Source organism: Pseudomonas viridiflava, from assembly GCF_001642795.1.
Taxonomy (GTDB): domain Bacteria; phylum Pseudomonadota; class Gammaproteobacteria; order Pseudomonadales; family Pseudomonadaceae; genus Aquipseudomonas; species Aquipseudomonas viridiflava.
Map to the genome: position 1 here is coordinate 326,090 of NZ_LKEH01000018.1, position 25,152 is coordinate 351,241.

The 25,152-nt window shown below is 58.6% G+C and carries 20 protein-coding genes and 1 pseudogene; 11 read left to right on the forward strand and 10 right to left on the reverse strand.

Features of this window, described 5'->3' with window-relative positions; translation table 11 throughout:
* The first annotated feature begins 15 nt into the window (after nucleotides 1-15).
* From dmeF to AO065_RS05315, 3 genes are all read left to right on the forward strand, one after another.
* A complete protein-coding gene (gene dmeF / locus AO065_RS05305; protein ID WP_004880655.1) occupies nucleotides 16-969 on the forward strand; it encodes a CDF family Co(II)/Ni(II) efflux transporter DmeF in 954 nt (317 codons plus the stop codon).
* A 195-nt stretch (nucleotides 970-1,164) separates the two neighbouring features.
* The gene (locus tag AO065_RS05310) at nucleotides 1,165-1,779 is read left to right on the forward strand and encodes a biliverdin-producing heme oxygenase (protein WP_032650600.1); all 615 of its coding nucleotides are present in this window, start codon (nucleotides 1,165-1,167) and stop codon (nucleotides 1,777-1,779) included.
* Nucleotides 1,776-4,013, forward strand: a complete 2,238-nt coding sequence (locus AO065_RS05315) for an ATP-binding protein (RefSeq protein WP_004880659.1) — start codon at nucleotides 1,776-1,778, stop codon at nucleotides 4,011-4,013. The genes AO065_RS05310 and AO065_RS05315 overlap by 4 nt, the downstream gene beginning before the upstream one ends.
* Before the next feature lie 53 nt (nucleotides 4,014-4,066).
* On the opposite strand, the gene AO065_RS27160 is transcribed toward AO065_RS05315, so the two are convergent.
* From AO065_RS27160 to pobA, 9 genes and pseudogenes are all read right to left on the reverse strand, one after another.
* Nucleotides 4,067-4,969 (reverse strand): hypothetical protein, encoded by a 903-nt coding sequence (locus AO065_RS27160; protein ID WP_122419050.1) that lies wholly within the window; start codon nucleotides 4,967-4,969, stop codon nucleotides 4,067-4,069.
* A gap of 148 nt (nucleotides 4,970-5,117) precedes the next feature.
* On the reverse strand, nucleotides 5,118-8,903 hold the full coding sequence (locus tag AO065_RS05325; RefSeq protein WP_004880662.1) for a hypothetical protein: 3,786 nt from the start codon (nucleotides 8,901-8,903) through the stop codon (nucleotides 5,118-5,120).
* Nucleotides 8,904-9,151: 248 nt separating this feature from the next.
* Nucleotides 9,152-9,697 (reverse strand): annotated as a pseudogene (locus AO065_RS05330) (DUF4123 domain-containing protein); the annotation flags it as partial.
* Nucleotides 9,694-11,769 carry a type VI secretion system Vgr family protein gene (locus AO065_RS05335; RefSeq protein ID WP_004880666.1) on the reverse strand — a complete coding sequence of 692 codons (2,076 nt, stop codon included), beginning with the start codon at nucleotides 11,767-11,769 and terminating at the stop codon, nucleotides 9,694-9,696. The pseudogene AO065_RS05330 and the gene AO065_RS05335, both read right to left, overlap by 4 nt.
* A gap of 304 nt (nucleotides 11,770-12,073) precedes the next feature.
* Nucleotides 12,074-12,568, reverse strand: a complete 495-nt coding sequence (locus AO065_RS05340; protein ID WP_004880668.1) for a DUF6644 family protein — start codon at nucleotides 12,566-12,568, stop codon at nucleotides 12,074-12,076.
* Nucleotides 12,568-12,918: a DUF6152 family protein gene (locus AO065_RS05345; RefSeq protein WP_004880669.1), complete on the reverse strand. Its 351-nt coding sequence runs from the start codon at nucleotides 12,916-12,918 to the stop codon at nucleotides 12,568-12,570. Before AO065_RS05345 ends, AO065_RS05340 begins: the two co-directional genes overlap by 1 nt.
* A 168-nt stretch (nucleotides 12,919-13,086) precedes the next feature.
* Nucleotides 13,087-14,412, reverse strand: a complete 1,326-nt coding sequence (locus AO065_RS05350) for an MFS transporter (RefSeq protein ID WP_004880671.1) — start codon at nucleotides 14,410-14,412, stop codon at nucleotides 13,087-13,089.
* Between the two features lie 12 nt (nucleotides 14,413-14,424).
* Entirely contained in the window at nucleotides 14,425-14,652 is a 228-nt protein-coding gene (locus tag AO065_RS27000; protein WP_155500395.1) for a hypothetical protein, read from the reverse strand.
* A 98-nt stretch (nucleotides 14,653-14,750) separates the two neighbouring features.
* Nucleotides 14,751-15,935, reverse strand: coding sequence for a 4-hydroxybenzoate 3-monooxygenase (gene pobA, locus AO065_RS05355; protein ID WP_004880672.1), 1,185 nt, complete (start codon nucleotides 15,933-15,935; stop codon nucleotides 14,751-14,753).
* A gap of 149 nt (nucleotides 15,936-16,084) precedes the next feature.
* Here pobA and AO065_RS05360 point away from each other — a divergent pair, with 149 nt between their 5' ends.
* Nucleotides 16,085-16,954 (forward strand): helix-turn-helix domain-containing protein, encoded by an 870-nt coding sequence (locus AO065_RS05360; RefSeq protein WP_004880673.1) that lies wholly within the window; start codon nucleotides 16,085-16,087, stop codon nucleotides 16,952-16,954.
* Between the two features lie 49 nt (nucleotides 16,955-17,003).
* Here the strand turns inward: AO065_RS05360 and ppnN are convergent, their stop codons facing one another.
* Nucleotides 17,004-18,377 carry a nucleotide 5'-monophosphate nucleosidase PpnN gene (gene ppnN / locus AO065_RS05365; RefSeq protein ID WP_004880675.1) on the reverse strand — a complete coding sequence of 458 codons (1,374 nt, stop codon included), beginning with the start codon at nucleotides 18,375-18,377 and terminating at the stop codon, nucleotides 17,004-17,006.
* A 465-nt stretch (nucleotides 18,378-18,842) separates the two neighbouring features.
* Here ppnN and AO065_RS05370 point away from each other — a divergent pair, with 465 nt between their 5' ends.
* From AO065_RS05370 to AO065_RS05400, 7 genes are all read left to right on the forward strand, one after another.
* On the forward strand, nucleotides 18,843-19,517 hold the full coding sequence (locus AO065_RS05370) for a TIGR04211 family SH3 domain-containing protein (RefSeq protein ID WP_004880677.1): 675 nt from the start codon (nucleotides 18,843-18,845) through the stop codon (nucleotides 19,515-19,517).
* A gap of 352 nt (nucleotides 19,518-19,869) precedes the next feature.
* Nucleotides 19,870-21,471, forward strand: a complete 1,602-nt coding sequence (locus AO065_RS05375; protein ID WP_004880679.1) for a tetratricopeptide repeat-containing response regulator — start codon at nucleotides 19,870-19,872, stop codon at nucleotides 21,469-21,471.
* Nucleotides 21,468-22,163 carry a sensor histidine kinase gene (locus AO065_RS05380; RefSeq protein ID WP_004880680.1) on the forward strand — a complete coding sequence of 232 codons (696 nt, stop codon included), beginning with the start codon at nucleotides 21,468-21,470 and terminating at the stop codon, nucleotides 22,161-22,163. Before AO065_RS05375 ends, AO065_RS05380 begins: the two co-directional genes overlap by 4 nt.
* Nucleotides 22,164-22,414: 251 nt before the next feature.
* Nucleotides 22,415-22,624: an acyl carrier protein gene (locus AO065_RS05385; protein ID WP_004880682.1), complete on the forward strand. Its 210-nt coding sequence runs from the start codon at nucleotides 22,415-22,417 to the stop codon at nucleotides 22,622-22,624.
* 52 nt (nucleotides 22,625-22,676) lie between these two features.
* Nucleotides 22,677-23,438: an SDR family NAD(P)-dependent oxidoreductase gene (locus tag AO065_RS05390; protein ID WP_032650607.1), complete on the forward strand. Its 762-nt coding sequence runs from the start codon at nucleotides 22,677-22,679 to the stop codon at nucleotides 23,436-23,438.
* Nucleotides 23,435-24,076: a dTDP-4-amino-4,6-dideoxy-D-glucose acetyltransferase VioB gene (gene vioB / locus AO065_RS05395; protein ID WP_004880686.1), complete on the forward strand. Its 642-nt coding sequence runs from the start codon at nucleotides 23,435-23,437 to the stop codon at nucleotides 24,074-24,076. Before AO065_RS05390 ends, vioB begins: the two co-directional genes overlap by 4 nt.
* Nucleotides 24,076-25,098, forward strand: a complete 1,023-nt coding sequence (locus AO065_RS05400; RefSeq protein WP_004880688.1) for a ketoacyl-ACP synthase III — start codon at nucleotides 24,076-24,078, stop codon at nucleotides 25,096-25,098. The genes vioB and AO065_RS05400 overlap by 1 nt, the downstream gene beginning before the upstream one ends.
* Nucleotides 25,099-25,152: the final 54 nt, after the last annotated feature.

A 25,152-nucleotide genomic window follows, 5' to 3' on the forward strand; every position in this document is an offset into this window, starting at 1 on the left:
GCAAGGAGCCTTGCGATGAGTAACGCACATCACGGCCACGCGGCCGCTCAACCCCATCACCACGTATTTCTAGGCGCTGCCCATGACCGCAACGCTCGCCGTACGCTGTGGGTCGTGGCCCTGACGTTTGCCATGATGGTGGTCGAGATTGTGGCGGGTTATATCACCGGTTCCATGGCGCTGCTTGCGGACGGCCTGCACATGGCGACCCATGCCGGAGCGCTGGGCATCGCAGCCGGGGCCTACGCTTTCGCGAAGCGTAATGCCCACAACCGCAGGTTCAGCTTCGGCACCGGTAAGGTTGGCGACCTTGCCGGGTTCGCATCAGCGCTCATTCTGGCCATGGTGTCGCTGGGCATCGGCATCGAGTCGCTGGTCCGGCTGTTTCAGCCGACCACCGTTGCCTTTGGCGAAGCTACCGTGATCGCTGTGATCGGTCTGGTGGTCAATGTGCTGAGTGCCGTTTTGCTGTCGGGCGGACATGGCCACGCGCATGGTCACCATGATCATGGGCGCTCTCAAGACCATGATCACGACCACCATCATGGCGACAACAATTTCCGTTCGGCCTATCTGCACGTCATGGCCGATGCCTTGACGTCAGTGCTTGCCATCGCGGCGCTGCTGGCCGGGCGTTATCTGGGCTGGGTCTGGCTGGATCCGCTGATGGGTATCGTCGGGGCGTGCGTTATCGCCAAGTGGGCGTATGGCCTGATCAAGGACAGTTCCCGTGTCCTGCTGGACGTGACTGACGAGCACGTGGCGAGTGAAATCCGCGAAATTGTGGAAGCCACCGGAGACGTGAGCATCATCGATCTGCATGTCTGGCGGGTCGGTCCCCAGGCCCATGCAGCGATTGTCAGCGTGCTCGCTGATATTAAAGTGCCTGCCGACGTGATCCGTGGCAGACTCAGCCACGTACACGAGATCTCGCATCTGACGATCGAATACCAGACCCCAAACGTCTGAGTTCCAACAGGCAATGCCTGCTGGTGTTACAAGTAACCGGCACGCATTGCCTTATGGTCGTCATTTAAAACTTTTGTATTTCATCGGCAATTCGGAAAAAAACTGTCCGCTTTCGCATTCAGTCTGTATTTTGTCCGTCAATTTTCGCTCGGACGCGTTTTTTCTGCCTTATCGAATCTTCGAGAGCCTTACTGGATGCCGGCAAAGTTTTCCTGCGCTACACCCTCGAAGTTGCTCGATGCACTTCGCTCTGAAACCAGTCAATTACACCGTCAACTTGAAAAACGCATGCCGTTTTTCTCTTCCAGTCTGGATGCCGCTCTTTACCTCCGTTTGCTGCAGGCCTATTACGGGTTTTATTTACCACTCGAGTCGGCGTTGCGAACCAGTGCGCTGGTTCCAGCAGAACTCGTCCCGCACGAAAGGGTCAAAACTCCCGTGTTGGTTGAAGACCTGCGGGCGCTGGGCATGACTGATCAGAACATCGAGCGCCTTGCGCTCTGTTCCCGGTTGCCCGCGATCAATTCTGCGGCAGCGTGTCTGGGCGTGCTGTATGTGCTCGAAGGTGCCACACTCGGTGGGCAGGTGTTGCGACGCGAGGTGGATAAACGCCTCGGGTTGAATGAGCAAAACGGCGCTGCATTTCTGAATGTTTATGGCGCCGACACCGGGCCGCGCTGGAAGGTGTTTCTGGATTATCTGGACACTGTGCCGAGCGATAGTGTTTTCAATGCAGCTGCAGCACAGGCGGCGCATTCCACATTTGCATGTTTCGAGCACTGGCTCGATGGTCAAGAGGTACTGTTATGAGCCAACTCGACAAGGACGCTTTTGAAGCGCTTCTGGCCAATTGTGCTGATGAACCCATCCAGTTCCCGGGCGCCATTCAGCCCCATGGTCTGTTGTTCACCCTGACAGAACCTGACCTGACCGTGCTTCAGGTAAGCGCCAACGTTCATACTGTACTGGGGCTTGAGCCGCAGCAGGTGATTGGCCAATCGCTGGAAAAAGCGCTGGGTGCCGGCTGGACGGATGTGATCAGAAGCGCCAGCGCCCATGAATCCTTCGTCGACGCGCCGCGCCTGCTCATCAACGTCAACGGCATCGAATTCGAAGCCATGATGCACCGCAGCCAAGACGCGCTGGTCCTGGAACTCGAAATCCAGGACAAGGACGCTCAGGCTGTCAGTTACCTTGAGCGTACGGGCAATCTGGGCCGCATGTTGCGCCAGTTGCACGCCGCTAGGGATTTGCAGACGCTCTACGAAATCAGCGTGCGTGAAGTGCAGAAAATGACCGGTTACGACCGCGTTCTGATCTATCGCTTCGAGGAAGAAGGACACGGTCAGGTGATCGCCGAAGCCTCTTCTCCGGCCATGGAGTTGTTCAATGGCCTGTTTTTCCCGGCTTCCGACATTCCCGAGCAGGCACGTGAACTGTACCGCCGCAACTGGCTGCGCATCATTCCTGATGCCGACTACACGCCGGTACCGCTGGTGCCGCAGCTGCGTCCTGACACCCATCAGCAACTCGACCTGAGCTTTTCGACGCTGCGTAGCGTTTCTCCGATTCACTGCCAGTACATGAAGAACATGGGCGTGCTGTCCTCCATGAGCGTCTCGCTGATCCAGGGTGACAAGCTGTGGGGCCTGATCAGTTGCGGTCACCGCACACCGCTGTACGTTTCCCACGAACTGCGCAGCGCCTGTCAGGCGCTCGGTCAGGTGTTGTCTCTGCAGATCAGTGCAATGGAAGCGCTCGACGTCAGCCGTCAGCGCGAGACCAAATTACTGACGCTTGGCCGTCTGCATCAGTCGATGGTCGCCGCCGAAGACAACGTGTTCGATGGCCTGGCTCAACAGCCGCAGCTGCTGATGGAGCTGGTCGACGCGACCGGTGTGGCAATCATCGAGGACCGTCAGATGCAGTGCTACGGGGTCTGTCCCGAGCCAGCGGATATCCGCGCGCTGCACAAGTGGATGATGTCCGGCAACGAGCCCGTGTTCTCCAGCCATCAACTGTCCAGTGTTTACCCGCCTGCCGAGGCCTATCAGGCCATCGCCAGCGGCGTGCTCGCCATGAGCCTGCCCAAGCCGGTGGACAACGGTGTGATCTGGTTCCGTCCCGAGGTCAAGGAAAGCATTCAATGGAGCGGCGACCCGGCCAAACCCCTGAATCTGGAAAGCTCTGACGTCGGTATGCACCTAAGGCCACGCACTTCGTTCGAGATCTGGAAAGTCGAAATGACCGGCATCGCGACCAAGTGGAGCCATGGCGATCTGTTTGCAGCCAACGACCTGCGTCGTTCGGCACTGGAAGACGATCTGGCCCGTCAGGTCACCCGTGAGCAGCAAGCCGTACGCGCCCGCGATGAACTGGTGGCCGTGGTATCCCACGACCTGCGCAACCCCATGACGGTGATCTCGATGCTGTGCGGCATGATGCAGAAGTCCTTCAGCTCCGACGGACCGCACACGTCACGTCGTATTTCCTCGGCCATCGACACCATGCAGCAGGCTGCCAGCCGCATGAACGTGCTGCTCGAGGATCTGCTCGATACGTCCAAAATCGAAGCGGGTCGCTACACCATCACGCCGCAGCCTCTGGAAGTCAGTCAGATCTTCGAGGAAGCCTATTCGCTGCTCGCGCCGCTGGCGATGGACAAGTCCATCGATATTTCTTTCAACGCCGAGCCGGAACTCAGGGTCAAGGCTGATCCCGAGCGCCTGTTCCAGGTGTTGTCGAACCTGATCGGCAACGCCATCAAGTTCACCCCCAAGCTGGGTCGGATCGGCGTTGCGGCGATGTCCAATGGTGAAGAAATCGTCTTTACCGTGCGCGACTCCGGCGAAGGCATCCCGCCCGACCAGTTGCCACACATCTTCGAACGCTACTGGACCGTCAAGGAAGGCAACCCGAGCGGCACCGGGCTAGGCCTCTACATCTCGCAGGGCATCATCAAGGCTCACGGCGGGGTGCTGGCGGCGCAAAGCGAAGTGGGCAAGGGCAGCGAGTTCCGGTTTACGGTGCCGCGGGCCGAGTAAGTGTGACGGGAGCGAGTAGTACTCGCTCCCGTCTTCTTGTGTGCTTATGCCTTTCAATCGTTGTAACTGACATAACGTTCCATCAGATTTGGCCGAGTAAACGTGTCGATGGCATACGCGCGCTGCCACATTGCATCGACCCGCTGCTTGAACGTGTCGTCGTCCATGTCGATCCAGTAGCGCGGGTTACGACCGTTTTCCTTGTCGTATTTTTCAGTGACAGGGTCCAGATGCCGGTAGGCTTCGAACAGCGGGATGTCCGGGATCGGGCGGCTGACGTCCATGTAGTTCTGCAGAAAATCCCACAGCGCGCAGGGACGATGTTTGAAGTCGTCAGGGCCAAGCAACGAATGAAAGTTTATCTGCCTGTCTTCATAACGATGGCGGAGCAGCAATCCGTAGTACGAGCCAAAACGATCACTGGTGGTAATCATGTAGGCATCGAACTCATAGAACGGTGCGATGAACTCGTCTATCACGCCTTCCTTTCGATGGCGTTTGTAGTCGAAGATCGTGACCAGACCTGTTCGGCGGTTCAGCTCCCAGAGTGGGCCCTTAGGAGGGCGGAACCAGATGCGGGGGCAGTGGTTGATGACGATGTGGCCGATGAGCCAGAAGAGTAGGGGAATGCCAAGCACTAATGGATACAGGCCGGTTAGTAGCTCAGTTGTAACTACCTGCCAAGAGTTGTCAGCAGCAATGATAACTGCGATGTGTGAAATCAAAGTGATGGGGGAAAGCATTATGAAACCCCATTTTCCAAAGTGAAGCATGAATAGCCATATCTGGGATTTAAGCGGCAGCTGTGCAAATCTAAAGCGTTCCTGGTCGTATTTTTGATGAAGTTCTACTCCTTCAAACATTTTTGGTATATAAGCTCCGTGTGATTTTTGTTTCTCTCGTTCTATTTCTGTCTCTTCCCAGAATCTCATGCTGGCGGGTGAGGATTGCTCCATGATTCCGTCTGATGTGACGTGCTGGGTCGAGCCCCAGGGTAGGCGTACTGAAGTCGAGCCGAATGATGCATGTCTTAAACAGGGTTTCTGTTTAGTTATGTTGTCGGGTCGATAAGATCTGCCGCTATAGTAAATTTGGCTTTCAGGTTTATTCATTGGAAGAGCCTTCGTGGACAACTTCATCAGCCCAAAAAGGTTGATTGATTTTAGTGAAGTCTGGCTTCGCTTGGGCAGAGCTGTATTGAGTCGGGTCCTTGAGCGCGGGTGCTGGAAAATATCGTATTTCGTTACCGCGCGTCAGAATGAATTGTGCCCTGACTGCCCATCGGAAATTATGAGTGTGCCTCGACCAATTGTCGGTATCCACTGTTTTAGGGGTTGAAAAGTAAAGTTCTAACGACTCAGTAGAGATTCGCTGACCCTTTGGCAGTTCAGCTAGATCACTCACTTCAGTACCTGTTTTGTAATACATTCCTTGTTTGTCCAGATTTCCGTTGATTCGGACAAGCCGACATTCTGCATTTATGCTTAAGCCGTCGAGACTGCCGATGAGTCCTGGTAGGCGACTTTCAATGCGAATTACTGTGTTTGCGCTCCTTATGGGTTGAGGTATTTCAGCTCTAAAATTGAATTTAGCTTGAGGCTCATAGACGGGGTTTTTACTGATGCTGATTCGGATGCCTGCTAGCAAACTTATCAGGCGATATAGGGCTTCCGTTGGGTCTTGTAAATGCTGATCAATAGTGTCCGCCTTGCCAAACGGTCCGCTTTTCAACCATGTCTCTAGGGGCGTTGCACTTAGGATTAAAACTAGCCCAATCCCGATGCTTAGCAATAATAACGCAAGCCAGCCAAGCGGGTTGAGCCCCATGAATATTGTCGCACCTCCGAATGCTGAGCCTGCTACAGATGCCAGTCCCCCTGCGGATATAATTAGGTAGCCGTACATGGCCGGATCGTCCCACTGCCATGCATGCCATGCATCATATAGGTTGACTCCGGCCAGAAGTGACCCTGAAAGCAGCTGTGCGCTAAGCCGAAGTGATAACTGTTTGGTCAGTGCACCTCCGAGCTTCGCTCCAAGCCATCTGCCTGCTACTTCGTCAGAGATTGTGTAGAAGATTTTTCTACTTAATATTTGTGTTGGTTGAGCACCTGTTAACTTAACCGCTAACGCTTCTCCTGCAATAGTTAAATCCGTAATTGCTGCAATCATCCCTACACCGGCACGCAGAGAGTTTTTCTCGCGTATGGTTTGTCTCAACGCATCTCCCTCCGAACTCACATTCCAAATCTCCAACATCAACACCGCCACACAAAACCGTGTCGATGCCAGAAACCGGTAAACAGGCCCGCTCTTCGTCGCATCCAGGTTTTCAATGGCCTGACTCAACCCGCTTCTCGCCCTAACATAGGCGTTCTCCGCCTTGCCAACCGCATGCCCGGCTTCCTGAGCCGCTTTCAGTTTGCGGTTGATGTCGCCGACCAGTCGTGCCGTTTTGTGTGTGCGCGGGATCACCAGTACGTGGTGTTCGCCGGAGGTCAGGGGGCCGTGTGGGTTGAACGGGGGGTCGATGTCGCGGAACGGGTTGCCGTTCGGGTCCAGGTATTCGCCGTAGCGTGCGTTGGGCATGGCGCTTCGGGTCGGCAGGTCTTCGAGGCCGAATACATAATGCTGCGGAGTGACCCGGTTTCGTTTCAACAGGAACGCCGCGCCGAAATGCTCCGGCATCATGCTGCGCAGTTGCTGCACGCCCCGGCCCTGACGGTGGATGTTGATTCTGCGTGCGTTGGACACAGGCTCGTCGTGGGCTTTGGCCAGTTGCTCAATGGCCGACTGGCTTTTGGTGTCAGCCTTGGCAGCAGCGACTTTACTGGAGGCAAGCGTCTGTTCGGCTCGCCCGACAGCGTTTTCGGCGGCATCGACTGCGCCTTGCAGGTTCTCGAAGATGCCGACCAGTGCAGCGGTTGTGGCTTTGCCGTTGTTGATAAGGAAGAAGTTCTGCAGGCTGTCACCCGCCAGCAGGTTGGCCAGCAGCGTTGCGTCCAGCGTGAGCTGAGTGGCGGGATCGGGTGCCGGAAAGTTCTCGAAACGTGCCAGTTCGGTTGCGCGAAAGCGACCGTCGCCCAGGTTCCTGTCTTCGTCGAGTGGCGCCTCATAAGGCCTGCAGACCGATTCCAGGTCGCTTTCGGGCCAGAGCATGAGGTGCAACGGATGCGTGCTGTCGTTGGTTATCTGCGACAGCAGTGTCTGACCCTGACTGACCTTGGCTTCCAGAAAACCGACTTGCGTGACCGCATCCACGATAGTGCCGCCAGGTGCCAGCGGATCCACGTTTGAAGGCATGAGTGCGAGTGTCGTCAGTGACCGGCTCAGGTCGTAGAGTGCTGACACATACTCGAAGCCATCCTGGCTCAAGTGATCGGCGACAGTCTGGAGGGTGATACGGCGTTGAAGGCTTTCAACCAACAGATTCTGAACGGCGATCATGTGACGCCACACCAGCGCTCGCTGGACGGTTGCGGTGCATTGGTTGACGGCTTGTCGGCCCGTGTCCGAGAGCGAGGTGATCACTTCATTCAGCGGGTTTTTCGCGCCTCCTACCGTTGGCGGAACGATCAACTGATGCACCAGCAGAGCACTGGCGTGATGAGGGTGCTGGATGGCGTAGCTGGCGCACACGCCGAGCAGGTGCTGATGGGTGTCGAGTCGCTGTCGCAAATGGCGTGTGCGGTGATAAGAGTCATCGAGCAGCACGCCGCAGACCTGACGCTGGCGTGCTTTGCTCAACACATCAGTGACACCTGGTTGAGCTTCCCAAAGAACAAGGTTATCGGTTGAATCGTCTTCACCGGCAGGCAAGCTGGCCTGCATGGCATCGGTAAGCGCCGACAGCTCCAGATAATGCGTGTCCCTGACCGCTCTGCCTTTGTCAGCTTCTGCAAGAAAGGCGTTTGCCTGTTCGAGCGCCCTGGCTGGAAACTGGCCTGACAGATCACACAGATAAAGAGCGGGGTGCTCCAGCAGCCGTTCGTAACCGGGCTGACGTGCGCGTTGTGGCGCTGCGAGGCTGACGGGAAATACTGACAGTTCAAGATTCAGACGTGCGGCGGTGATTGGCGCAAGTGTGAGCTGCTGAACCTTGTCAAGCATGTTGAAGCCTGAAAATGCCCTGAGCATGGCCTCGCCGTCGGGCCTGCCCTTGTACAGACGGTTGAAGCGCTCTTTCGAATAACTGAGGTCCGGTCTGCTGCAGCGCTGGGTTCTCAGCGCTGCATCCTGTTCCAGACGCTCCAGTCGGGACGCGCTGAGCTGTATTTCGGAAAAACACAGCTCCACATCCAGTACACGCCGGTTGTTCCACATTCCGGGCAACCAGATGTCCTCAAGCGCCACGCCGATGGCGGCCCGTTCGCCGCGTGTAAAGCCTTCGTCCTGACGAAAGCGGGCGACATCAATGTCATGGTAGGTCGTGCCGGTATCGCTGATCCGCACTTCCAGTTCACGCCATAGCCTTTGCCGATAGAACACGTACACGTAGCCTGCGCGGGCCAATACCGGCGTGCCAAGGTCGTATGGGCTTTTCGAGCCGGGCAGGGCGACAAAGGGCAGCACCGGGATGATCTGGTTGAATTGTGCATCGGCCTGTCGTGGAGTGACTTTCGTGTCACCGAGCAGTGGCAGACGTATCGGTTCGCCTTCGGTGGTCGCAATTTCGAGTTCCAGCTGCGTCTCGGCAACGTGATCCCAGACCTCGAGCCTGAAACTGTACGGCTCTCTTTCCAGCGTCTCGGGACGGGAAGGGTAGGTGCATCCGCCATCCTTGCTGCTCAGCAGCAGTTTCTGATGGGGCGCGTGATCCTTGCCCATGACCTGAACGATCAGTTTGCCTGTTTCACAGCACGGGCCTGAACTCAGGCTGCCTATGGTCATTGGACAGGTTCCTTGTGTTGCGCAGACTGCTGCAGCAGGCCTCGCAGTGTGTTCAAACGTTCTTCTCCGGTGCCGCCGTACTGACGTGGCGGAGATTCCTGCCCGGGGGTTTGTGCGCGCAGCGACAGGTAGCGATTCATGAGCGTCGGGTCTGTTGCGAAGCCGTGAGCCATGCCCTCGTCCAGGTAGTCGAGTGCCCTGGGAAAGTCAGTGCCGGTTTGTTTTTTCCACCAGTCATAGGCGAAGCGCTCACGCTCCTGACGGCGGAAGGCGTCTTCCTGGGCGTCGCTCAGTCTCGGTGTGGTTGGCTGGGCCGGTGGCGTCCAGCAGGAGACCTGAGGATTGTCGAGGCTCATCCAGCGCTGGTTGCCTTGCGCAAGGTCTGGCCAGGTTCCGCCATACCACGACAATCGGGAAATGGGTCCCAACCATGGCGCTTTCTCTTCGGCGGTGCCGGTTGTGAAGAAATAGCTGGCCGTTACGGGATTCGAATAACGCAGGACGCCTCGGCGGATTTCGTCAAAATTGACGATCAACAGATGTCTGAGATGCGCGAGCAGAATGTCGTGGTGAAACGGACTTTCGATGATCAGTCCAGGCCAGCTTTCCGGGGCATTGTGGACCGTCTGCAACAGGCGGTCGTCGTCGGTCGCGGCTACCCACAAGGGGCTCTTGTCCCGATAGGGTGCAAGTTCTGTCTTGTCGAACAGCATCCGAGGCTTGGGATCAGGCAGCAGTTGATAAAGTTTTTCCAGCAGGTGGTCGGTACGCTCCAGCAGTAGGCAGGTCTTCATGATCTGCCTCCTTCCTGCAGCGCTTTGCGACAACCGCAGTCGGGCAGCGGACAGTCAGCGGGTGTTCCGCCTTCAGGCTTTTGACAGAGCTGGGACAGCGGAACCGGCTCTGCCAGCCGCTGCGTCAACAACTCGCCTGCTGTTTCTGTCAGAACCATTTTGACAAGACCCGGCAGGTTCGGCATCGCGCCGCTGCCCGTCGCAGGCATGCCTCCCGAGTTCAGTTTCACCAACGGTCCGCTCACCGTTACCCCTCCCGAGTCGATCTTGATAAAGCTGCCACCCACTTTCAGGGTGATTACCATTCCTGCCTCGATCACCACCTGATCACCTGCCTTGATGTGAACTTCATGGCCGACGTCTGCCAGCAGTGCTTCGTCGACCTTGATGTGTTGCTTGCCGCTCACGGTCAGGTGATCGTCCGTGCGCACTTCAGTCAGGCGGCTGCCGTCGATCGTGCGATGTTCTTCGGCCTTGAATTCGCTGTAGCTGTTGGCCTCGACCCGGTCATGCCGTTCGTGGCCGACGCGGATTTTCTGGTCGTGCTGGATGTTCTGATCCCAGTCGCGCTGGGCATGAACGTAGATCTGCTCTTGACCGGCGCGGTCCTCGATGCGCAGTTCGTTGGAGCCTTTGCCGCCTGGGCTGCTCAGGGTCTTGAACACGCTGCGGGTCTGGTGGGCGGGCAGCGTGTAGGGCGGGGTGTGTTCAGCGTGGTACAGACAGCCGCTGATCAACGGACGGTCGGGATCGCCTTCGATGAAGGTCACCAGCACTTCCATGCCGACCCTTGGAATGACCATGCCGCCATAGCGGTCACCCGCCCAGCTCGAAGACACGCGCAGCCAGCAACTGCTCTGATCCGTGACCTGACCATCGCGATCCCAGTGGAACTGGACCTTGACGCGGCCATGCCTGTCGCAATGAATCTCTTCACCCGCCGGGCCAGTCACGACGGCTGTCTGGCTACCGGCAATGCGCGGTTTGGGATGGCGCAGGTGTGGCCGAAACGTGACTGATCCGGGTATGGCCCTGAAAGTGTTGCGGTAGCCCTGGCGCAACTCACCAGCGCCCGAGTGTTCGTTTGATGCTGCCGCTTCCAGCACTTGCGGCTGACGACCTTCATGCTGGATCTCGGTCAGCAGCCAGAGTGCGTTCCAGGCTGCCTGAGGATGCTCGCTCAGTGGCAGGAAATGCCCGCTCACCAGCCGTGGCTGATCACTGTGCCCTTCGGCAAGCCGGTAATCATGACGATGGCGCTCCAGAGCGCGGGCGGCCAGATGGCTGCCGCGGTCACGATGGGTAAAGAGGCCGGGGTAATCGTAGTCCTCAAGGTCCGGCCGGGCGTCGCCGGGTACTGCGCCTTGCATGGTCAGGCGCGGTTTTTCGAAATGGTAATCGCGGCGCGTGGTGCGGCTCGGTCGGGTTTCCAGACGCAGGTTGAAGCGCTGGATGACGGGCGTGTCGGCGACCATTGCGCTGTCTTGTCGATACACCACGGGCGCCAGTGTGGGAAACACTGCCTGATCTTCGCCGAACACCAGCAGATGGGCAGTCGGGCTGTGTTCGAAGTGGTAATGCAGGCCTTCTTCCTCGCAGAGGCGCTGAATGAAGTGCAGGTCCGATTCGTGGTACTGAACGCAGTACTCGCGCTCGGGATAGACGCTGGCGAGCTGGAAGCGGTAGGTGGTGGCGAGCAGGCCATGCTCTTCCAGTATTCGGGCAATGATCTGCGGCACCGTACGGTGCTGAAAGATCCGTTGGTTGGTGCGGTGGCCGAGGCGAGCCAGATGCGGACGGAGGGTGACCGAGTAACGGGTCAGGCGTTGCCCCGAATCGCCCTGGGCGACACGGTCGATCAGCCCGTGAATACCACTGTTGTCGGGTGCAAACTGCAGAAAGGCAGGTCTGTTCAGCAGGCTTTCCAGATCCAGTCCTGACGACTCGCTGACCAGCTCCAGCGTAAAGGCGAACGGCTGACTGATCGCTTCGTGGCCCTTGAAGGCGAGTACCTGAAAGCCATGATCGATGCCATCAAGGTTGAGCGTGAAACAAGTCTGGTGCGCAGACATCCCGAATCCCTCTGTACCAACAGGCAACCGCGCCCATCGAATACAGATGCCTATAACAAGATACGTGCCTGATTATTTTTAACCCATAAAAACAAAGGGATAGAGAGGTATTAAGGATGGTTTGATTGTTTTTTGATCTGTTTTTCGGTGATTTCCGCGCAAGATTTTGCGCACCTGCGCAAATGTCTGCAGAGCGGGCCAATCGCATTGGCCTGCATGGCTCGGAACAGGCCTTATCAGTCACGCCTGTGCAATAAGTTGCGCATCAGCGGATGAGCCCAAGGGGCCGACAAACGCGACACTTTCAGGTGTAAGCCAAGAGTCGTCCGCAGGTCACGACGCCGATCCAGAGTGCGATTGAAAGCACGGCATGAAATCTGGCGACACAGGGTGCGGCCAGCCGTGTGTTCCAGTGCGTCACCGAGCGGTAGACGCCCACATGAAAGAGCATGGCATTGGTGCCGGCCGCTGCGATCAGGCACAGTTTGAGGATGAACACACCGTTGTTGACGAACTCATCGGGGTGAGCGGCAAACATCATCACCCCGGCCGGCACGATCAGCAGCAGTGCCGCCAGCGCCCAGACCAGCAGATGGCGGGCGAGCGCGGTAATCGGGATGTCCTTCGAACACCCCAACACGCGCAGGTCGAACAGGATCACCGAGCCGACCAGCACGGTAAAACCGACGATGTGCACCACTTCCATGATTGGGTAAAGCCAGATCTCGTTACGCATGGCCTGACCGAGGGGTGACGCTTCCAGCCAGACCAGCCACGAGCCGTCGTTGACGACCGCCATCATCGAAGCTCGACAGTCTTGCCGTTGATGGTGATGCGCTCGGCTCTCACCTCTTCAGACCGGGTGCGATTCTGATAGCCGACGACAGTTGCCTGCGTATCGTTCGCCAGCATTTGCGGGGTCAGCCCGCGGTTTTCCATGCGCGAGGGCGGTGCCAGCACCACGGTCCAGGTCTTGTCGGCGGTTTTGAGATGAATGAAGCCATGAGGGTTGGCGTATCCGCTTTGCGAGATAGTGCCGCTCAGCTCAAGTGGCTTATCGGTGTCGTACTCGCTCCAGCCGTGGTGGGCGAAGGCGGCGGTCGCAACCATCAAAAGGGACACGCCGAGGCTCTTGTGCATGAGGTTCATGGCACGGTTTCTCCTGCAAGGACGATGGGATGACATCAAGTCGATGCAGACAAGTGAATCAGCTGAGACGAAAAGGGCGACGGGTACAGCTGTTTGTCCGACGGATGGAAATTCGAGACTTCCACGGTAGCCAGTTACCGTGGAAAGTCGTGATCGGTTGGAAGAGACTCAGGCCGTCGCGCCAACCTTCGCTGCCGACTGACGGCTGATGCGCAAGGCAACCAGGCTGCCGACGATGGTCAGCGCCGCCAAGGAATAGAGGGCCATGGTGGTCGAGCCGGTCTGGTCCTTGATCCAGCCCACCAGATAGGGGCTGAGGAAGCCCGCCATCTGCCCGATCGAGTTGATCAGGGCCAGGCCGCCCGCCGCAACGCTGGCGCTGAGCAGGGCGGTCGGCAGCGGCCAGAACATGGGCAGGCTAGTCAACGCGCCCATGGTAGCGATGGTCAGGCCGAGGATCGCCACGAGTGGCACGCTGGCAAAGTTGGCCGCGATGATCAGTCCTGTTGCACCCATCAACATCGGCACCACCAGATGCCAGCGGCGTTCGTTACGCAGGTCCGCGGAGCGGCCGACCAGCAGCATGAACACACCCGCCATCAGATAGGGCACCGCGCTGATCCAGCCGATCACCAGCGCATCGCTGAAACCCAGGTTCTTGATGATCGACGGCAGCCAGAAGTTGATCGCGTAGACGCCGCTCTGAATGCAGAAGTAGATGAAGCCCAGAATCCAGATGAAGGGCATGGTCAGTACCGACGCCACCGAGCTCTTGCCGTGTACCGGGCGATTGAGTTCGTCCTTAGTGATGTCGGTCTTGACCCGCTGCCGTTGCTCGGGCGTCAGCCAGTGTGCGTCTTCGACCTTGTCGCAGAGCAGGAAGAACGCCAGCACGCCCAGCGCAACGGTCGGCAGGCCTTGAATCAGGAACATCCACTGCCAGCCCGCCATGCCGCCCTGGCCTGCGGCGAAGTGGTTGAGGATCCAGCCGGAGAACGGTCCGCCCAGTAACCCGGACACCGGAATCGCCGACATGAACAAGGCCATGATCCGGCCGCGTCGCTGGTTCGGGTACCAGCGCGAAAGGTAGAGGACGATGCCGGGGAAGAAACCTGCTTCGGCCATGCCGGTCAGGAACCGCAGCACGTAGAACTCGACTGGCGTGGTGACGAACAGCAGGCAGGTGGAGAACATGCCCCAGGTGATCATCATCAGCCCGATCCAGCGCCTCGGGCCGAAGCGGTTGAGCGCCAGATTGCTGGGCAGCCCGCACAGTACGTAGCCGATGAAGAAGATACCGGCACCCAGGCCGTAGACCGTCTCGCTGAAACTCAGGGCGTCGAGCATCTGCAGCTTGGCGAAGCCGACGTTCACGCGGTCAAGGTAATTGAACAGGTAGCAGATGAAGATGAACGGGATAAGGCGCAGGGTGATGCGACGATAGACATGATTGCCGTCAGCGTCGCCAACCTCGCGAACCGGAGAGTTGGACATGGCGTCAGTTCCTCAGAGCTTGTTATTTTTATGCAGCTTGCCGGGGGCTTTCCGATCATAGGGAGCCTGCAGACAAAACGCTTTGGGGCTTTGCACGGCTGAGGTGGGCGGGTGTTGTGTGGTTGCACAAAAGACTGGGCAGTGCATGGCTTTTTGATTGCGCCGGTCTGCAGCCTGTGTGACGCGGAGCGTCACCGGCGGCATGCCCACGCGATGGGCACGATCAACTACCCAATGCATGATCGTTCCTCACGCGCGTGGGAATGCCGCTCAGGACGCTCCGCGTCCGGGATGCCTGTCTATGTGGAGAGCGGGCAGGTCATCAATTCGAAGTACCCTTACTCGATGGCCTCGTAAGGCAGCCCCACATAATTCTCGGCAATGGTCCTGCGTCCGGCCTCTGAGCCGACGTAGTAGTCCAGTTCGGTCTGCTGGATGCGCTGACTGAAGGCGTCGGTGTCGGGAAAGTTGTGCAGGACCGAGGTCATCCACCAGGAAAAGCGCTCGGCTTTCCAGATACGGCGCAAACAGATCTGCGAGTACTTTTCCAGCAGGTCGGTGCGGCCTTCCTGATAGACCTTGAGCAAGATGCGGTACAGCGTACTCACGTCGCTGGCGGCCAGGTTCAGGCCCTTGGCGCCGGTGGGCGGGACGATGTGCGCAGCGTCGCCGAGCAGGAACAGGCGGCCATACTGCATCGGCTCAACCACAAAACTGCGCAGCGGGGCGATGCTTTTCTCGATGGACGGACCCGTCACCAGACGCTCCGCCAGATGGGCAGGCAGGCGTGATTTGAGTTCGTCCCAGAAACGCTCGTCCGACCAGTCCTCGACGCGTTCATCTGCACTGACCTGAACGTAATAACGCGTACGAATCGCCGAACGCATGCTGCACAGCGCAAAGCCGCGCGGATGGTTGGCGTAGACCAGTTCGTCGTTGACCGGCAGGGTGTCGGCCAGCACGCCGAGCCAGCCGAACGGGTAGACGCGCTCGAATACCTTCAGTGCCTCGGCCGGGATCGCCTGCCGGGACACACCATGGAAGCCGTCGCATCCGGCAATGTAGTCACAGTCCAGACGCACGGTTTCGCCATTTTTGACGAACGTCAGGTAAGGTCGGTCGGTCTTGAGGTCATGGGGCTGGACGTCTTCGGCGTCATAGACCGTCATGGCACCGCACGCGGAGCGGGCCTGCATCAGGTCGCGGGTCACTTCGGTCTGGCCGTAGACCATCACGGTTCGGCCATTGGCCAGGCTTTTCAGGTCGATGCGTTCGCAGCGCCCGTCGAAGGCCAGCTCGAAACCGTCGTGAATCAGGCCTTCAGCGTCCATGCGCTCGCTGACGCCGGCTTCGCGCAGCAGATCGACCATGCCCTGCTCAAGCACGCCGGCACGAATGCGGGAAAGGATGTAGTCGGGGTTCTTGCGTTCAACGATGACGTTGTCGATACCGGCACGTTGCAGCAACTGGCCCAGCAGCAGCCCGGACGGGCCTGAGCCGATGATGGCGACTTGGGTTTTCATGGAGATGACCTTTCTGTGATCCCTGCCAGCCATGGCTTGCGGGATATGTTTGTTTTTGTCTCCTGCATTTTTAATGGATGCCAGCGGGATAAGAAGGCAATATCCAGCACATTACCTGGACTTTTCGAGGGTCTGGCGAGGATCGAACGATGCCCAGAACAGCGCCTGTTTCCGTTCCCGTTTTCAAGCTTTACGGCGAAACCACAGCGTGGCCGACGCCAGACCTGATCCACTGCGAATCGATTCCCGAGCGCAGCAAAATGCATGAATGGGAGATCAAGCCCCATCGCCATGGTGATCTGGTTCAGTTGCTGTACGTCCAGTCCGGCCGCGCTGTGCTGAAGGTCGAAGACGTGGTGCACCAGGTCGATACGCCGTCGCTGCAAGTGGTGCCCGCGCTCAGCGTGCACACCTTCAAGTTTGCCGAGGACATTCAAGGGCACATTCTCAGCCTGGCGCGGCCGTTGGTTGAACAACTGGAAGCGGCGCTGGATATTTCGGCCATCGGCACGGCGCGTTGTCATGTTCTGGGCGACGACAGCGTCTACGTGGACACGCTGTTCACCGCGATTGCCCGCGAGTATCGCCAGCGCAAGCCGGGTCGCGACCTGATGCTGCAGTCGTTGATCAACGTGCTGATGGTCTGGCTCAGCCGACGGGGCAGCGAGCAGCGGGGTGATGACAGTCAGGTGCTGGATCGCGGCCGCGAGCATTTGCAGGTGTTCATGCATCAACTGGAAGGAAGCTTCCGTGAACACTGGTCCATCGAGCAGCACGCGCAGCGCATGGGGCTCAGCGCGGCGCATTTGAATGCGCTGTGTCGGCGACTGTGCAACCAGTCGGCGTTACAGATCATCAACCAGCGTCTGCTGCTGGAAGCCAAGCGCAATCTGGTCTACACGACCATGACAGTGAATCAGGTATCCGACAGCCTGGGGTTTTCCGAACCGGCCTATTTTTCCCGATTCTTCAAGCGTGCCACCGGACAGTCACCCAGCCAGTTCCGCCAGCAGAAATGAAAACGGGGCGCTTCAGAGCGCCCCGTTGTCTGTCCGCCTTATCGAGCGGTCAGGTCACAACCTGGTAGCACGGCACATAGGCTGCGCCACCCGGCAGCTTCATGCGGTGCTGCTCGACGAACGCCTTAAGCAATTTGTCCAGCGGCTGCATGATCGATGGATCGCCGTGGATCTGGTACGGGCCGTGTTCTTCGATCAGGCGAATGCCCTTGTCCTTGACGTTGCCCGCCACAATGCCGGAGAACGCCCGACGCAGGTTGGCCGCCAGCTCATGAGACGGAATGTCGTGGTTGAGCTGCAATCTGGCCATGTTTTCGTGGGTCGGATCAAACGGGTGCTGGAAGCTCTCTTCGATCTTCAGCAGCCAGTTGAAGTGGAACGCATCGTTGCGCTCGCGACGGAACTGACGCACCTCTTTCAGGCCCTTGGCCATATGGCGCGCGACTTCTGCCGGGTTGTCGATGATGATCTGGTAGTGACGTTGCGCCTCTTCGCCCAGTGTGGCGCCGACGAACGCGTGCAGTTGTTGCAGGTAGGGTTCGGTGTTCTTCGGACCGGTCAGGACCACCGGGAACGGCACGTCCTTGTTGTCCGGGTGCATCAGGATGCCCAGCAGGTACAGGAACTCTTCGGCCGTGCCTGCGCCGCCCGGAAAGATGATGATGCCGTGGCCGACGCGCACGAAGGCTTCCAGGCGCTTTTCGATGTCAGGCAGGATCACCAGTTCGTTGACGATCGGGTTCGGCGCTTCGGCGGCGATGATGCCCGGCTCGGTCAGGCCCAGGTAGCGGCCACCGACGATCCGTTGCTTGGTGTGAGCGATGGTCGCGCCTTTCATCGGGCCTTTCATGACGCCGGGGCCGCAGCCGGTGCAGATGTCCAGACTGCGCAGGCCCAGCTCGTGGCCGACCTTCTTGGTGTATTTGTATTCTTCGGTGTTGATCGAGTGGCCGCCCCAGCACACCACCATTTTAGGTTCGACACCGGCGCGCAGGGTACGGGCGTTGCGCAGCAGGTGGAACACGTAATCGGTGATGCCCTGAGAGTTGCTCAGGTCGATGCGCTGGCTGTCCAGTTCGCTTTCGGTGTAGACGATGTCGCGCAGGGCGCTGAACAGCATTTCACGGGTGCTGGCGATCATCTCGCCATCGACGAAGGCATCGGCCGGAGCGTTGAGCAGCTCCAGGCGCACGCCACGGTCCTGCTGATGAATGCGGACCTCGAAGTTCTCGTAGGCCTCAAGAATGGTCTTGGCGTTATCGACATGGGCGCCAGTATTGAGAATGGCCAGGGCGCACTGGCGGAACAGGGTGTAGGTGCTGCCTGAGCCCGCAGCGCTGAGCTGCTGGACTTCACGTTGGGACAGGGTTTCAAGGCTGCCTTTTGGGCTTACCGTGGCGTTAATCACTTGTCTTGGGATCATTCTATTTTCCATTAGAGCGATGCAGTCGAGGCGGCAGGGCCTGCGCATCAGGATGGTGAGCATCGAAGACGTTCACGCCTGACGGTATTTTCTACAGCACTTGGGCGCGAATGCAAACGCCGGGCCTCGCCTGCTGCGTATTCGAGGGTGCAGGCGTCGTCTGAGGGACTGAAAGTCATATAAAGCAGGCACTTGATCGAAACGCCATGCGGCTGAATTTTGACGCACAAGCGGGCCAATAGTGAACCTGACCCATTTAACAGGGTCTGTTAGCTGATGGACTCTCTGGACAGCCTGTGGAAGTGGCTGCCGATATAAAGGATTGCAGGCGTTTTTCAACGCGCCTGATAGGCAGACAGCCCGTCCAGGCAGGAGTTGCAATTGATTTGCCGCTCGCCAGATCCATCGTTAGCCGGCCCGTACGTCGGGGCTTTATTTTCATTCCAGACAAAGATAATCATTGCCATGTCTCGTCATCTTTCAGCACTGCTTTCTCGTGCCCCTGGCCTGTTCACTGCTTCGCGTCATCTCCTCGGCACCGGTCTGCTGGGCGCCGTGCTTTGCGTTCTTACACCCATTACCGCTCAGGCGGCGGACAGCGAGCGCTGGGTGAGTGACAGCCTGACCACCTACGTGCGCAGCGGTCCGACTGACGGGCATCGCATTGTCGGCACGCTCAAGTCCGGGCAGAAAGTGGAACTGCTCAGCACCTCGGGCAATTTCAGCCAGGTGCGAGGCGAGGGGGGCAGCACCGTGTGGATCCCCAGCAGTGATCTGCAGGAAGTCCCTGGCCAGGCTGAGCGCGTGCCGCAGCTGACCCAGCAGGTCGCAGAACTCACCGAACAATTGAACGGCATCGACAACACCTGGAAAACCCGCGTGCAAGGCATGCAGGAAACCCTGGATGCGCGCAAGAAGCTGGTCGATGAACTGGAAGCGCGTACCAAGACCCTCAACGATCAACTGGCTGACTCACAGGCCGAGCTGCGTTCCACTCAGGCCCGCCTGGGTGACGAGAACAAGCAGGTGATGATGCGCTACATGGTCTACGGTGGCAGCATTGCTGGCGCTGGACTGCTGGTTGGTCTGATCCTGCCGGCACTGACACGGGGCCGCAAGAAGAACGACGGCTGGGTGTAACGCTCTATCCGCATGCCGCAGCCCTCGAGTATCGGGGCGCTGCGGTGCAGGGCAATCCTGCGATGTGACTCGCGTCTCCGTAATAGCCTTTGCGCTCCTGCTTTTTTGATCCGCCTCGCAAAAAATCCTGCCTGTCCTCGATGCAATCAGTCGCGAAGTCGATGTTCGCTCTATAGTTTCTGCCTGAGTGGTCGAAAAACTGGCTGTTGCCCTGAACTGAATCACGCGATAGAGCGATCAGGGCTGTATGTGGCATGTTGCCATTAGTTAACATGCGCATTGATGCTGGACCTGGAAAAGTCGTTCAGGCCTTGGGTCTTATATTTTCACCCTCTCCTGTGTAGGAATCCGGATGCTGGCGTACAACCAAAAAAGCTTTCTTATCGTTGATGACTTCTCCGACTTTCGCAGTTCGGTGCGGTCGATGCTGCGTGAGCTGGGCGTCAAGGAAGTGGACACCGCCGACTCCGGCGAGCAGGCCCTGCGCATGTGCTCGCAAAAGCGTTATGACTTTGTGCTGCATGATTTCAATCTGGGCGATGGCCGCAAAAACGGTCAACAGGTGCTCGAAGACCTGATGGTCGAGCGACTGCTGAGCTACGAAAGCGTTTTCATCATGGTCACCGCCGAGAACAGTCAGGCCATGGTCATGAGCGCCCTGGAGTGGGAGCCCGACGGCTACCTGACCAAACCGTTCAACCGCGCAGGCCTGGCCCAGCGCCTGGAAAAGCTGGTGCAGCGCAAGAACCTGCTCAAGCCGATTCTGCAGGCGCTGGACCGTCGCAAGCCCGCCGAAGTGCTGGTCGCGTGCAACAAACTGATCGAGCAGGATCCGCGCTATGCGCCGTTGTGCCTGCGCTACAAGGCCGATGCGCTGCGTGATCTGAAACAGAACGAGCCGCTGGAAGCGTTTCTCAGGACCATCCTGGCCGACCGTGCCACGCCCTGGGCGTATGCCGCGCTGGGCAGTCTGCTGCTCAAACGCGGCAAGGTCACCGAGGCGGAGGCCGTTTACGAACAGGCGATCAAGGCCTTTCCGACCATGCCTGCGTTGTACGATGGTCTCGCCGAGGTGCTAGTGACCCGCGGCGATGCCAAGCGTGCGCAAAGCGCCTTGGAGAACGCCGTGCGCCTGTCGCCATTGGCGGTACGTCGCCAGAAGATGCTGGGCAAGCTGGCGATGGGCAACGAAGATTTTGAGAGCGCTTCCAAGGCCTTTCGTCAGGCCGTTTCTCAAGGTGCACATTCACGTTTCAAGGACCCGGAAACCAACCTGGGTCTGGCTCATGCCCTGATCAGCAAGGGCGGCGACCAGGGGCTGGATGCGCGCACGCGTGTCGAGATCAACAACGCGCTGGGCGATGTGGCCAAGGAACACACCAACGACGAAGGTCTTCAAGTGCGCACGCGCCTTATGAAAGCCGCCAGTCTGCAGCACTCGGACCCGGAAACCGCCGCCAAGCTCACCGAGCAGGCGATGGCCAGGCTTGAAGGCATGGAGCAGTTCCTCAGTGCCGATGCAGCCCTGCTGGTGGCGTCGCAGCTCAAGCAATTGGGTCAGGAAGAAGCGGGCGCGGGTGTGCTGAAAAACTGCGCGGAAGTCTATGGGGATGACCCGGCCGTGATGAAAAGCGTGGCCAGCATGACCGACGATCCCGCCATTCTGGGTGCGAACAAGGCCGCCATCGATTTCAACCTGCAGGGCGTGCGCAGCTACAAGGCGGGCAACCTGCCGGAGGCGCAGGAGCATTTCCGTCGCGCCCTGGCCTTGCAGCCCAAGAACATCAGTATCGCGCTGAACATGGCGCAGTCGCTGCTGCATCCGGGGCAGAACCTCGGGCAGGCGGGACTCGAGGAATGCCGCGCCAGCCTGAAAATGGTCGGCATGATCCCGGACAGCGATTCACGTTATGAGCGTTATCAGAAACTCAGGGAAAGGGCGTTTGGCGCATGAGCGAAGAGCAGCAGCAGGGACTCGATTTTTCCATGGTGATTGCTTCCACCGTGCACGACATGAAGAACTCGCTGGCGACGCTCACCCAGGCGCACAGCGAGTGGCTGGCGAAGCTCACCGTCCAGCAACGCGACACCCCGGAGCATGGGGTGATCGAGTACGAGTTCGCCAACCTCAACGGCATGCTGGTGCAGTTGCTGGGCCTGTACAAACTCGGGGTCAACCAGCTGCCGTTGCGCCCTGATTATCACGAGCTGGACGATTTCATCGAAGCACAGTTGGCGCATCATCAGGAGGTGCTGGCCAGTCGCGGTATCGCCGCTCGGGTGGATATCACGGATGCAAGCCCACTGGGGTTTTTCGACCGCGAACTGGTCGGCTCGGTGGTGGGCAACATCATCGTCAACGCGATCGGTTTTGCCCGCGAGCAATTGGCGATCAGCGTCGCTGAACAAGACGGTCAGTTGAAAATCACCATCAATGACGACGGCCCCGGTTACCCGGCTTACCTGATCGAGCGCCAGACCGATTACGTGCAGGGCATCAATCAGGGCACGGGCAGCACCGGCCTGGGCCTTTACTTCGCCGCACACATTGCCCGCTTGCATGTGCGCAACGGCATCCAGGGACGGATAGAGATCGCCAACGGCGGCGTGCTGGGCGGAGCGATGTTCAGCATCTATCTGCCTTGAGCGAAAGAAGCAGTCACACCTCTTCATTATATTGACGCAGCACGCGGTGCCCGCGCCGAATCACCGAGGCCTTGAGCGTCATCTTTTTGGCTTTCAGGCCTCCGCGTATTGCCTCCTGCCTACTGAAACCCCGTATCCACGGCACCTTCATCTGTTCAACAGCTTGGTTCGATTATTGCTATATCGCTCTCAGGCGTCGGCTTTGGTCTTCGCAAAATCAATTCAATAGCGGGCTGTCCGGGAGCATAGAGATGGAAGACAAAGTACTCAGGCTGATCGAAGAAGCGATGGAAGCAGACGAAGGCAGTCTGAGCCGGGGCCAGAACCTTGACTGGGATTCCATTGCGGTCCTGACCTTCATGTCGCTGGCCGACGAACATCTGGGCAAGACCCTGGCGGCCAATCGTCTCAACGGCTGCAAGACGGTGGACGATGTGATCGATCTCGTCACAGAGAAGTAAATCTTCAGTCTCTTTTCAAATCGTATGAATCGGCCCTCAAGGGGAATGTTGGGTGGTGAGTAGTCCTTTTTCACTGAGCGGTAAAGTGGTGATGGTGACAGGTGCCTCTTCCGGCATCGGCAGTCAGGTTGCGATCTGGTTGAGTCAACAGGGCGCGCGCGTGGTGCTGGTGGCCAGAAATACCGAGCGCCTTGAGGCAACAAGGCACCAGCTCCATGGCGAAGGTCATGGGGTCGAGCCTTTCGATTTGCTGGACGGGGCTGCTGTTTCAGGCTGGATGCGCAACCTGGCCAAGACCTACGCGCCCTTTGACGGGCTGGTGCATGCCGCTGGCGTGCAGATGCCCATGCCGATTCGGGCATTGGGACTCGAGCAGTGGGAGACGGTATTAGCCACCAACGTGACCTCCGGCTTTTCGCTGGTCAAGGCCTTCAGGCAGAAAGGGGTGTTCGTTCAGGGTGCCAGCATCGTGCTGCTCTCGTCGGTGATGGCTCAGGCTGCCCAGCCTTCCCTGATGGCTTACTGCGCCAGCAAGGGTGCGGTTGAGTCAATGGTCCGCGCTGCGGCGCTGGAGCTGGCCCGCGACGGAATCAGGGTCAATGCGATTGCGCCGGGTGTGGTGAGAACCGAAATGACCCGCACGCTCGAGGATCTGGTGGGGGCCGACTCCATGAAGGCTGTGGAGCAGAAACACCCACTGGGTTTCGGTGAGCCGCTGGATATCGCCTACGCAGTCAATTACCTGCTGTCTCCGGCGGCTCGCTGGGTGACCGGCACGTCGATGGTCGTGGACGGGGGGTATCTGGCGCAATGAATGCTAAAAACCTGCTTATTGTCGGTGCCGGCGCTTTCGGGCGTGAAGTGCACGCGTGGCTGACGGACTGGGTCGCGTTGAATCCGGGCTGGCACATCGCTGGATTCATCAACGATGGACCCGGCTCCACCGAGCGTTTCGATCATTACCCGCCAGTCGTTTCAACCGTGGACGGCTACCAGCCGAAGCCTGACGAGTATCTGGTCTGCGCGATCGGCGCACCTCAGGGTAAGCGCACCGTGGTGGAAAAACTGCTCGCCAGGGGCAGCCGGTTTTTCACGCTGATCCATCCCTCGGTCATCATGGGCGAGAATGTCGTGGTGGGGCAGGGCACGGTCATCTGTCCCTCGACCGTGTTGACAGTCGACCTTCGGGTCGGTGCATTCGTGACCCTCAATATCGGCTGCCTGATCGGACACGACGCAGACATCGGTGATTTCTCCACCTTGAGCGGACATTGCGACATTACCGGTGGGGTGGTGCTGGAAGAGGGCGTTTTCATGGGCACACATGCCAGTGTCCTGCCCAGGGTCAGAATCGGCAAACAGGCTGTAGTCGGAGCGGGCAGTGTTGCAATACGCAATGTGGCCGCAGGCACTACAGTATTCGGTGTACCCGCCAAACGTATCTCGGGGTAATGCTCATGAAGTCTCATGCCAGAATCGTGGACATAGAATATGAACTGCCTGCTCATTCACTGGACAACGAAACGCTGGCCCGGGAATTTCCCGAGTGGGATGTCGAGAAAATCTTCGCCAAGACCGGTATCGGTGAACGGCATATCATCGACAAGGATGAAACCGCGTCCGACCTTGCCTTTCGTGCCTGCGAAAAGCTGTTCCTCAAAGGGGACATTCAGCGCAGCCAGATAGACGCGCTGATCTATTGCACGCAAAGTCCCGATTACGTGCTGCCCGCCACGGCCTGCATCCTGCAGCATCGCCTGCAGTTGCCCACCCAATGCGCCGCCTTCGATTTCAATCAGGGTTGCTCAGGGTTCATCTATGGGCTTGGCATTGCCAAGGGGTTGATCGAGTCAGGCCAATGCCGGAATGTATTGCTGGTAACGGCTGAAACCTACAGTCGCTACATTCATCCGCAGGACAAGAGTGTTCGTACCCTGTTCGGCGATGCTGCGGCCGTCACCCTGATCAGCGCCGCCGAGGGTGGGCCGTTTCTGGAGCGCTTTCGTTATGGCAGCGATGGCTCCGGGGCCGAGAACCTGATTGTGCCCATCGGCGGCGCACGCAGGCCTTCGGCGCAGAATCCGCAGCCTGAAACCCACGAGGACGACAACGGCAACGTGCGTACCGACGCCAATCTGTACATGAACGGCCCGGCGATCTTCGAGTTTTCCATGACGCGCGTACCGCAGTTGTTCGCTTCGTTGTTCGATGACGAACTGGCGGTGGCCGATATGGATCTGTTCGTGTTTCATCAGGCCAATCACTTCATGCTGGATGCCCTGCGTCGACGTCTGAAATTGCCTGTCGACAAGTTCGTGTCCGCCTTCCAGCACTGCGGCAATACGGTGTCCTGCACCATCCCCATTGCGCTGAAAGAGTCTTTGGACAAGGGTGCGCTCAAACCCGGTGATCGGGTTGCGGCAGTCGGCTTCGGAGTGGGCTATTCGTGGGGCGCGTGCGTCATACACTGGTAAGCGCTACAGATCGCACTCTGTGTTACGGCTGGCTCGAGGCTCTGCGTCATATCA

What these genes read in the sequence shown, in the direction of transcription:
- ppnN (WP_004880675.1), bottom strand. Translation starts at nt 18,377, where the DNA reads ATGATCCCAAGACAAGTGATTAACGCCACGGTAAGCCCAAAAGGCAGC.
- AO065_RS05385 (WP_004880682.1), top strand. Translation starts at nt 22,415, where the DNA reads ATGGAAGACAAAGTACTCAGGCTGATCGAAGAAGCGATGGAAGCAGAC.
- dmeF (WP_004880655.1), top strand. Translation starts at nt 16, where the DNA reads ATGAGTAACGCACATCACGGCCACGCGGCCGCTCAACCCCATCACCAC.
- AO065_RS05315 (WP_004880659.1), top strand. Translation starts at nt 1,776, where the DNA reads ATGAGCCAACTCGACAAGGACGCTTTTGAAGCGCTTCTGGCCAATTGT.
- AO065_RS05370 (WP_004880677.1), top strand. Translation starts at nt 18,843, where the DNA reads ATGTCTCGTCATCTTTCAGCACTGCTTTCTCGTGCCCCTGGCCTGTTC.
- AO065_RS05360 (WP_004880673.1), top strand. Translation starts at nt 16,085, where the DNA reads ATGCCCAGAACAGCGCCTGTTTCCGTTCCCGTTTTCAAGCTTTACGGC.
- AO065_RS05400 (WP_004880688.1), top strand. Translation starts at nt 24,076, where the DNA reads ATGCTCATGAAGTCTCATGCCAGAATCGTGGACATAGAATATGAACTG.
- AO065_RS05375 (WP_004880679.1), top strand. Translation starts at nt 19,870, where the DNA reads ATGCTGGCGTACAACCAAAAAAGCTTTCTTATCGTTGATGACTTCTCC.
- AO065_RS05345 (WP_004880669.1), bottom strand. Translation starts at nt 12,918, where the DNA reads ATGAACCTCATGCACAAGAGCCTCGGCGTGTCCCTTTTGATGGTTGCG.
- AO065_RS05340 (WP_004880668.1), bottom strand. Translation starts at nt 12,568, where the DNA reads ATGGCGGTCGTCAACGACGGCTCGTGGCTGGTCTGGCTGGAAGCGTCA.
- AO065_RS05335 (WP_004880666.1), bottom strand. Translation starts at nt 11,769, where the DNA reads ATGTCTGCGCACCAGACTTGTTTCACGCTCAACCTTGATGGCATCGAT.
- vioB (WP_004880686.1), top strand. Translation starts at nt 23,435, where the DNA reads ATGAATGCTAAAAACCTGCTTATTGTCGGTGCCGGCGCTTTCGGGCGT.
- AO065_RS05310 (WP_032650600.1), top strand. Translation starts at nt 1,165, where the DNA reads ATGCCGGCAAAGTTTTCCTGCGCTACACCCTCGAAGTTGCTCGATGCA.
- pobA (WP_004880672.1), bottom strand. Translation starts at nt 15,935, where the DNA reads ATGAAAACCCAAGTCGCCATCATCGGCTCAGGCCCGTCCGGGCTGCTG.
- AO065_RS27000 (WP_155500395.1), bottom strand. Translation starts at nt 14,652, where the DNA reads ATGCATTGGGTAGTTGATCGTGCCCATCGCGTGGGCATGCCGCCGGTG.
- AO065_RS05350 (WP_004880671.1), bottom strand. Translation starts at nt 14,412, where the DNA reads ATGTCCAACTCTCCGGTTCGCGAGGTTGGCGACGCTGACGGCAATCAT.
- AO065_RS05380 (WP_004880680.1), top strand. Translation starts at nt 21,468, where the DNA reads ATGAGCGAAGAGCAGCAGCAGGGACTCGATTTTTCCATGGTGATTGCT.
- AO065_RS27160 (WP_122419050.1), bottom strand. Translation starts at nt 4,969, where the DNA reads ATGGAGCAATCCTCACCCGCCAGCATGAGATTCTGGGAAGAGACAGAA.
- AO065_RS05325 (WP_004880662.1), bottom strand. Translation starts at nt 8,903, where the DNA reads ATGACCATAGGCAGCCTGAGTTCAGGCCCGTGCTGTGAAACAGGCAAA.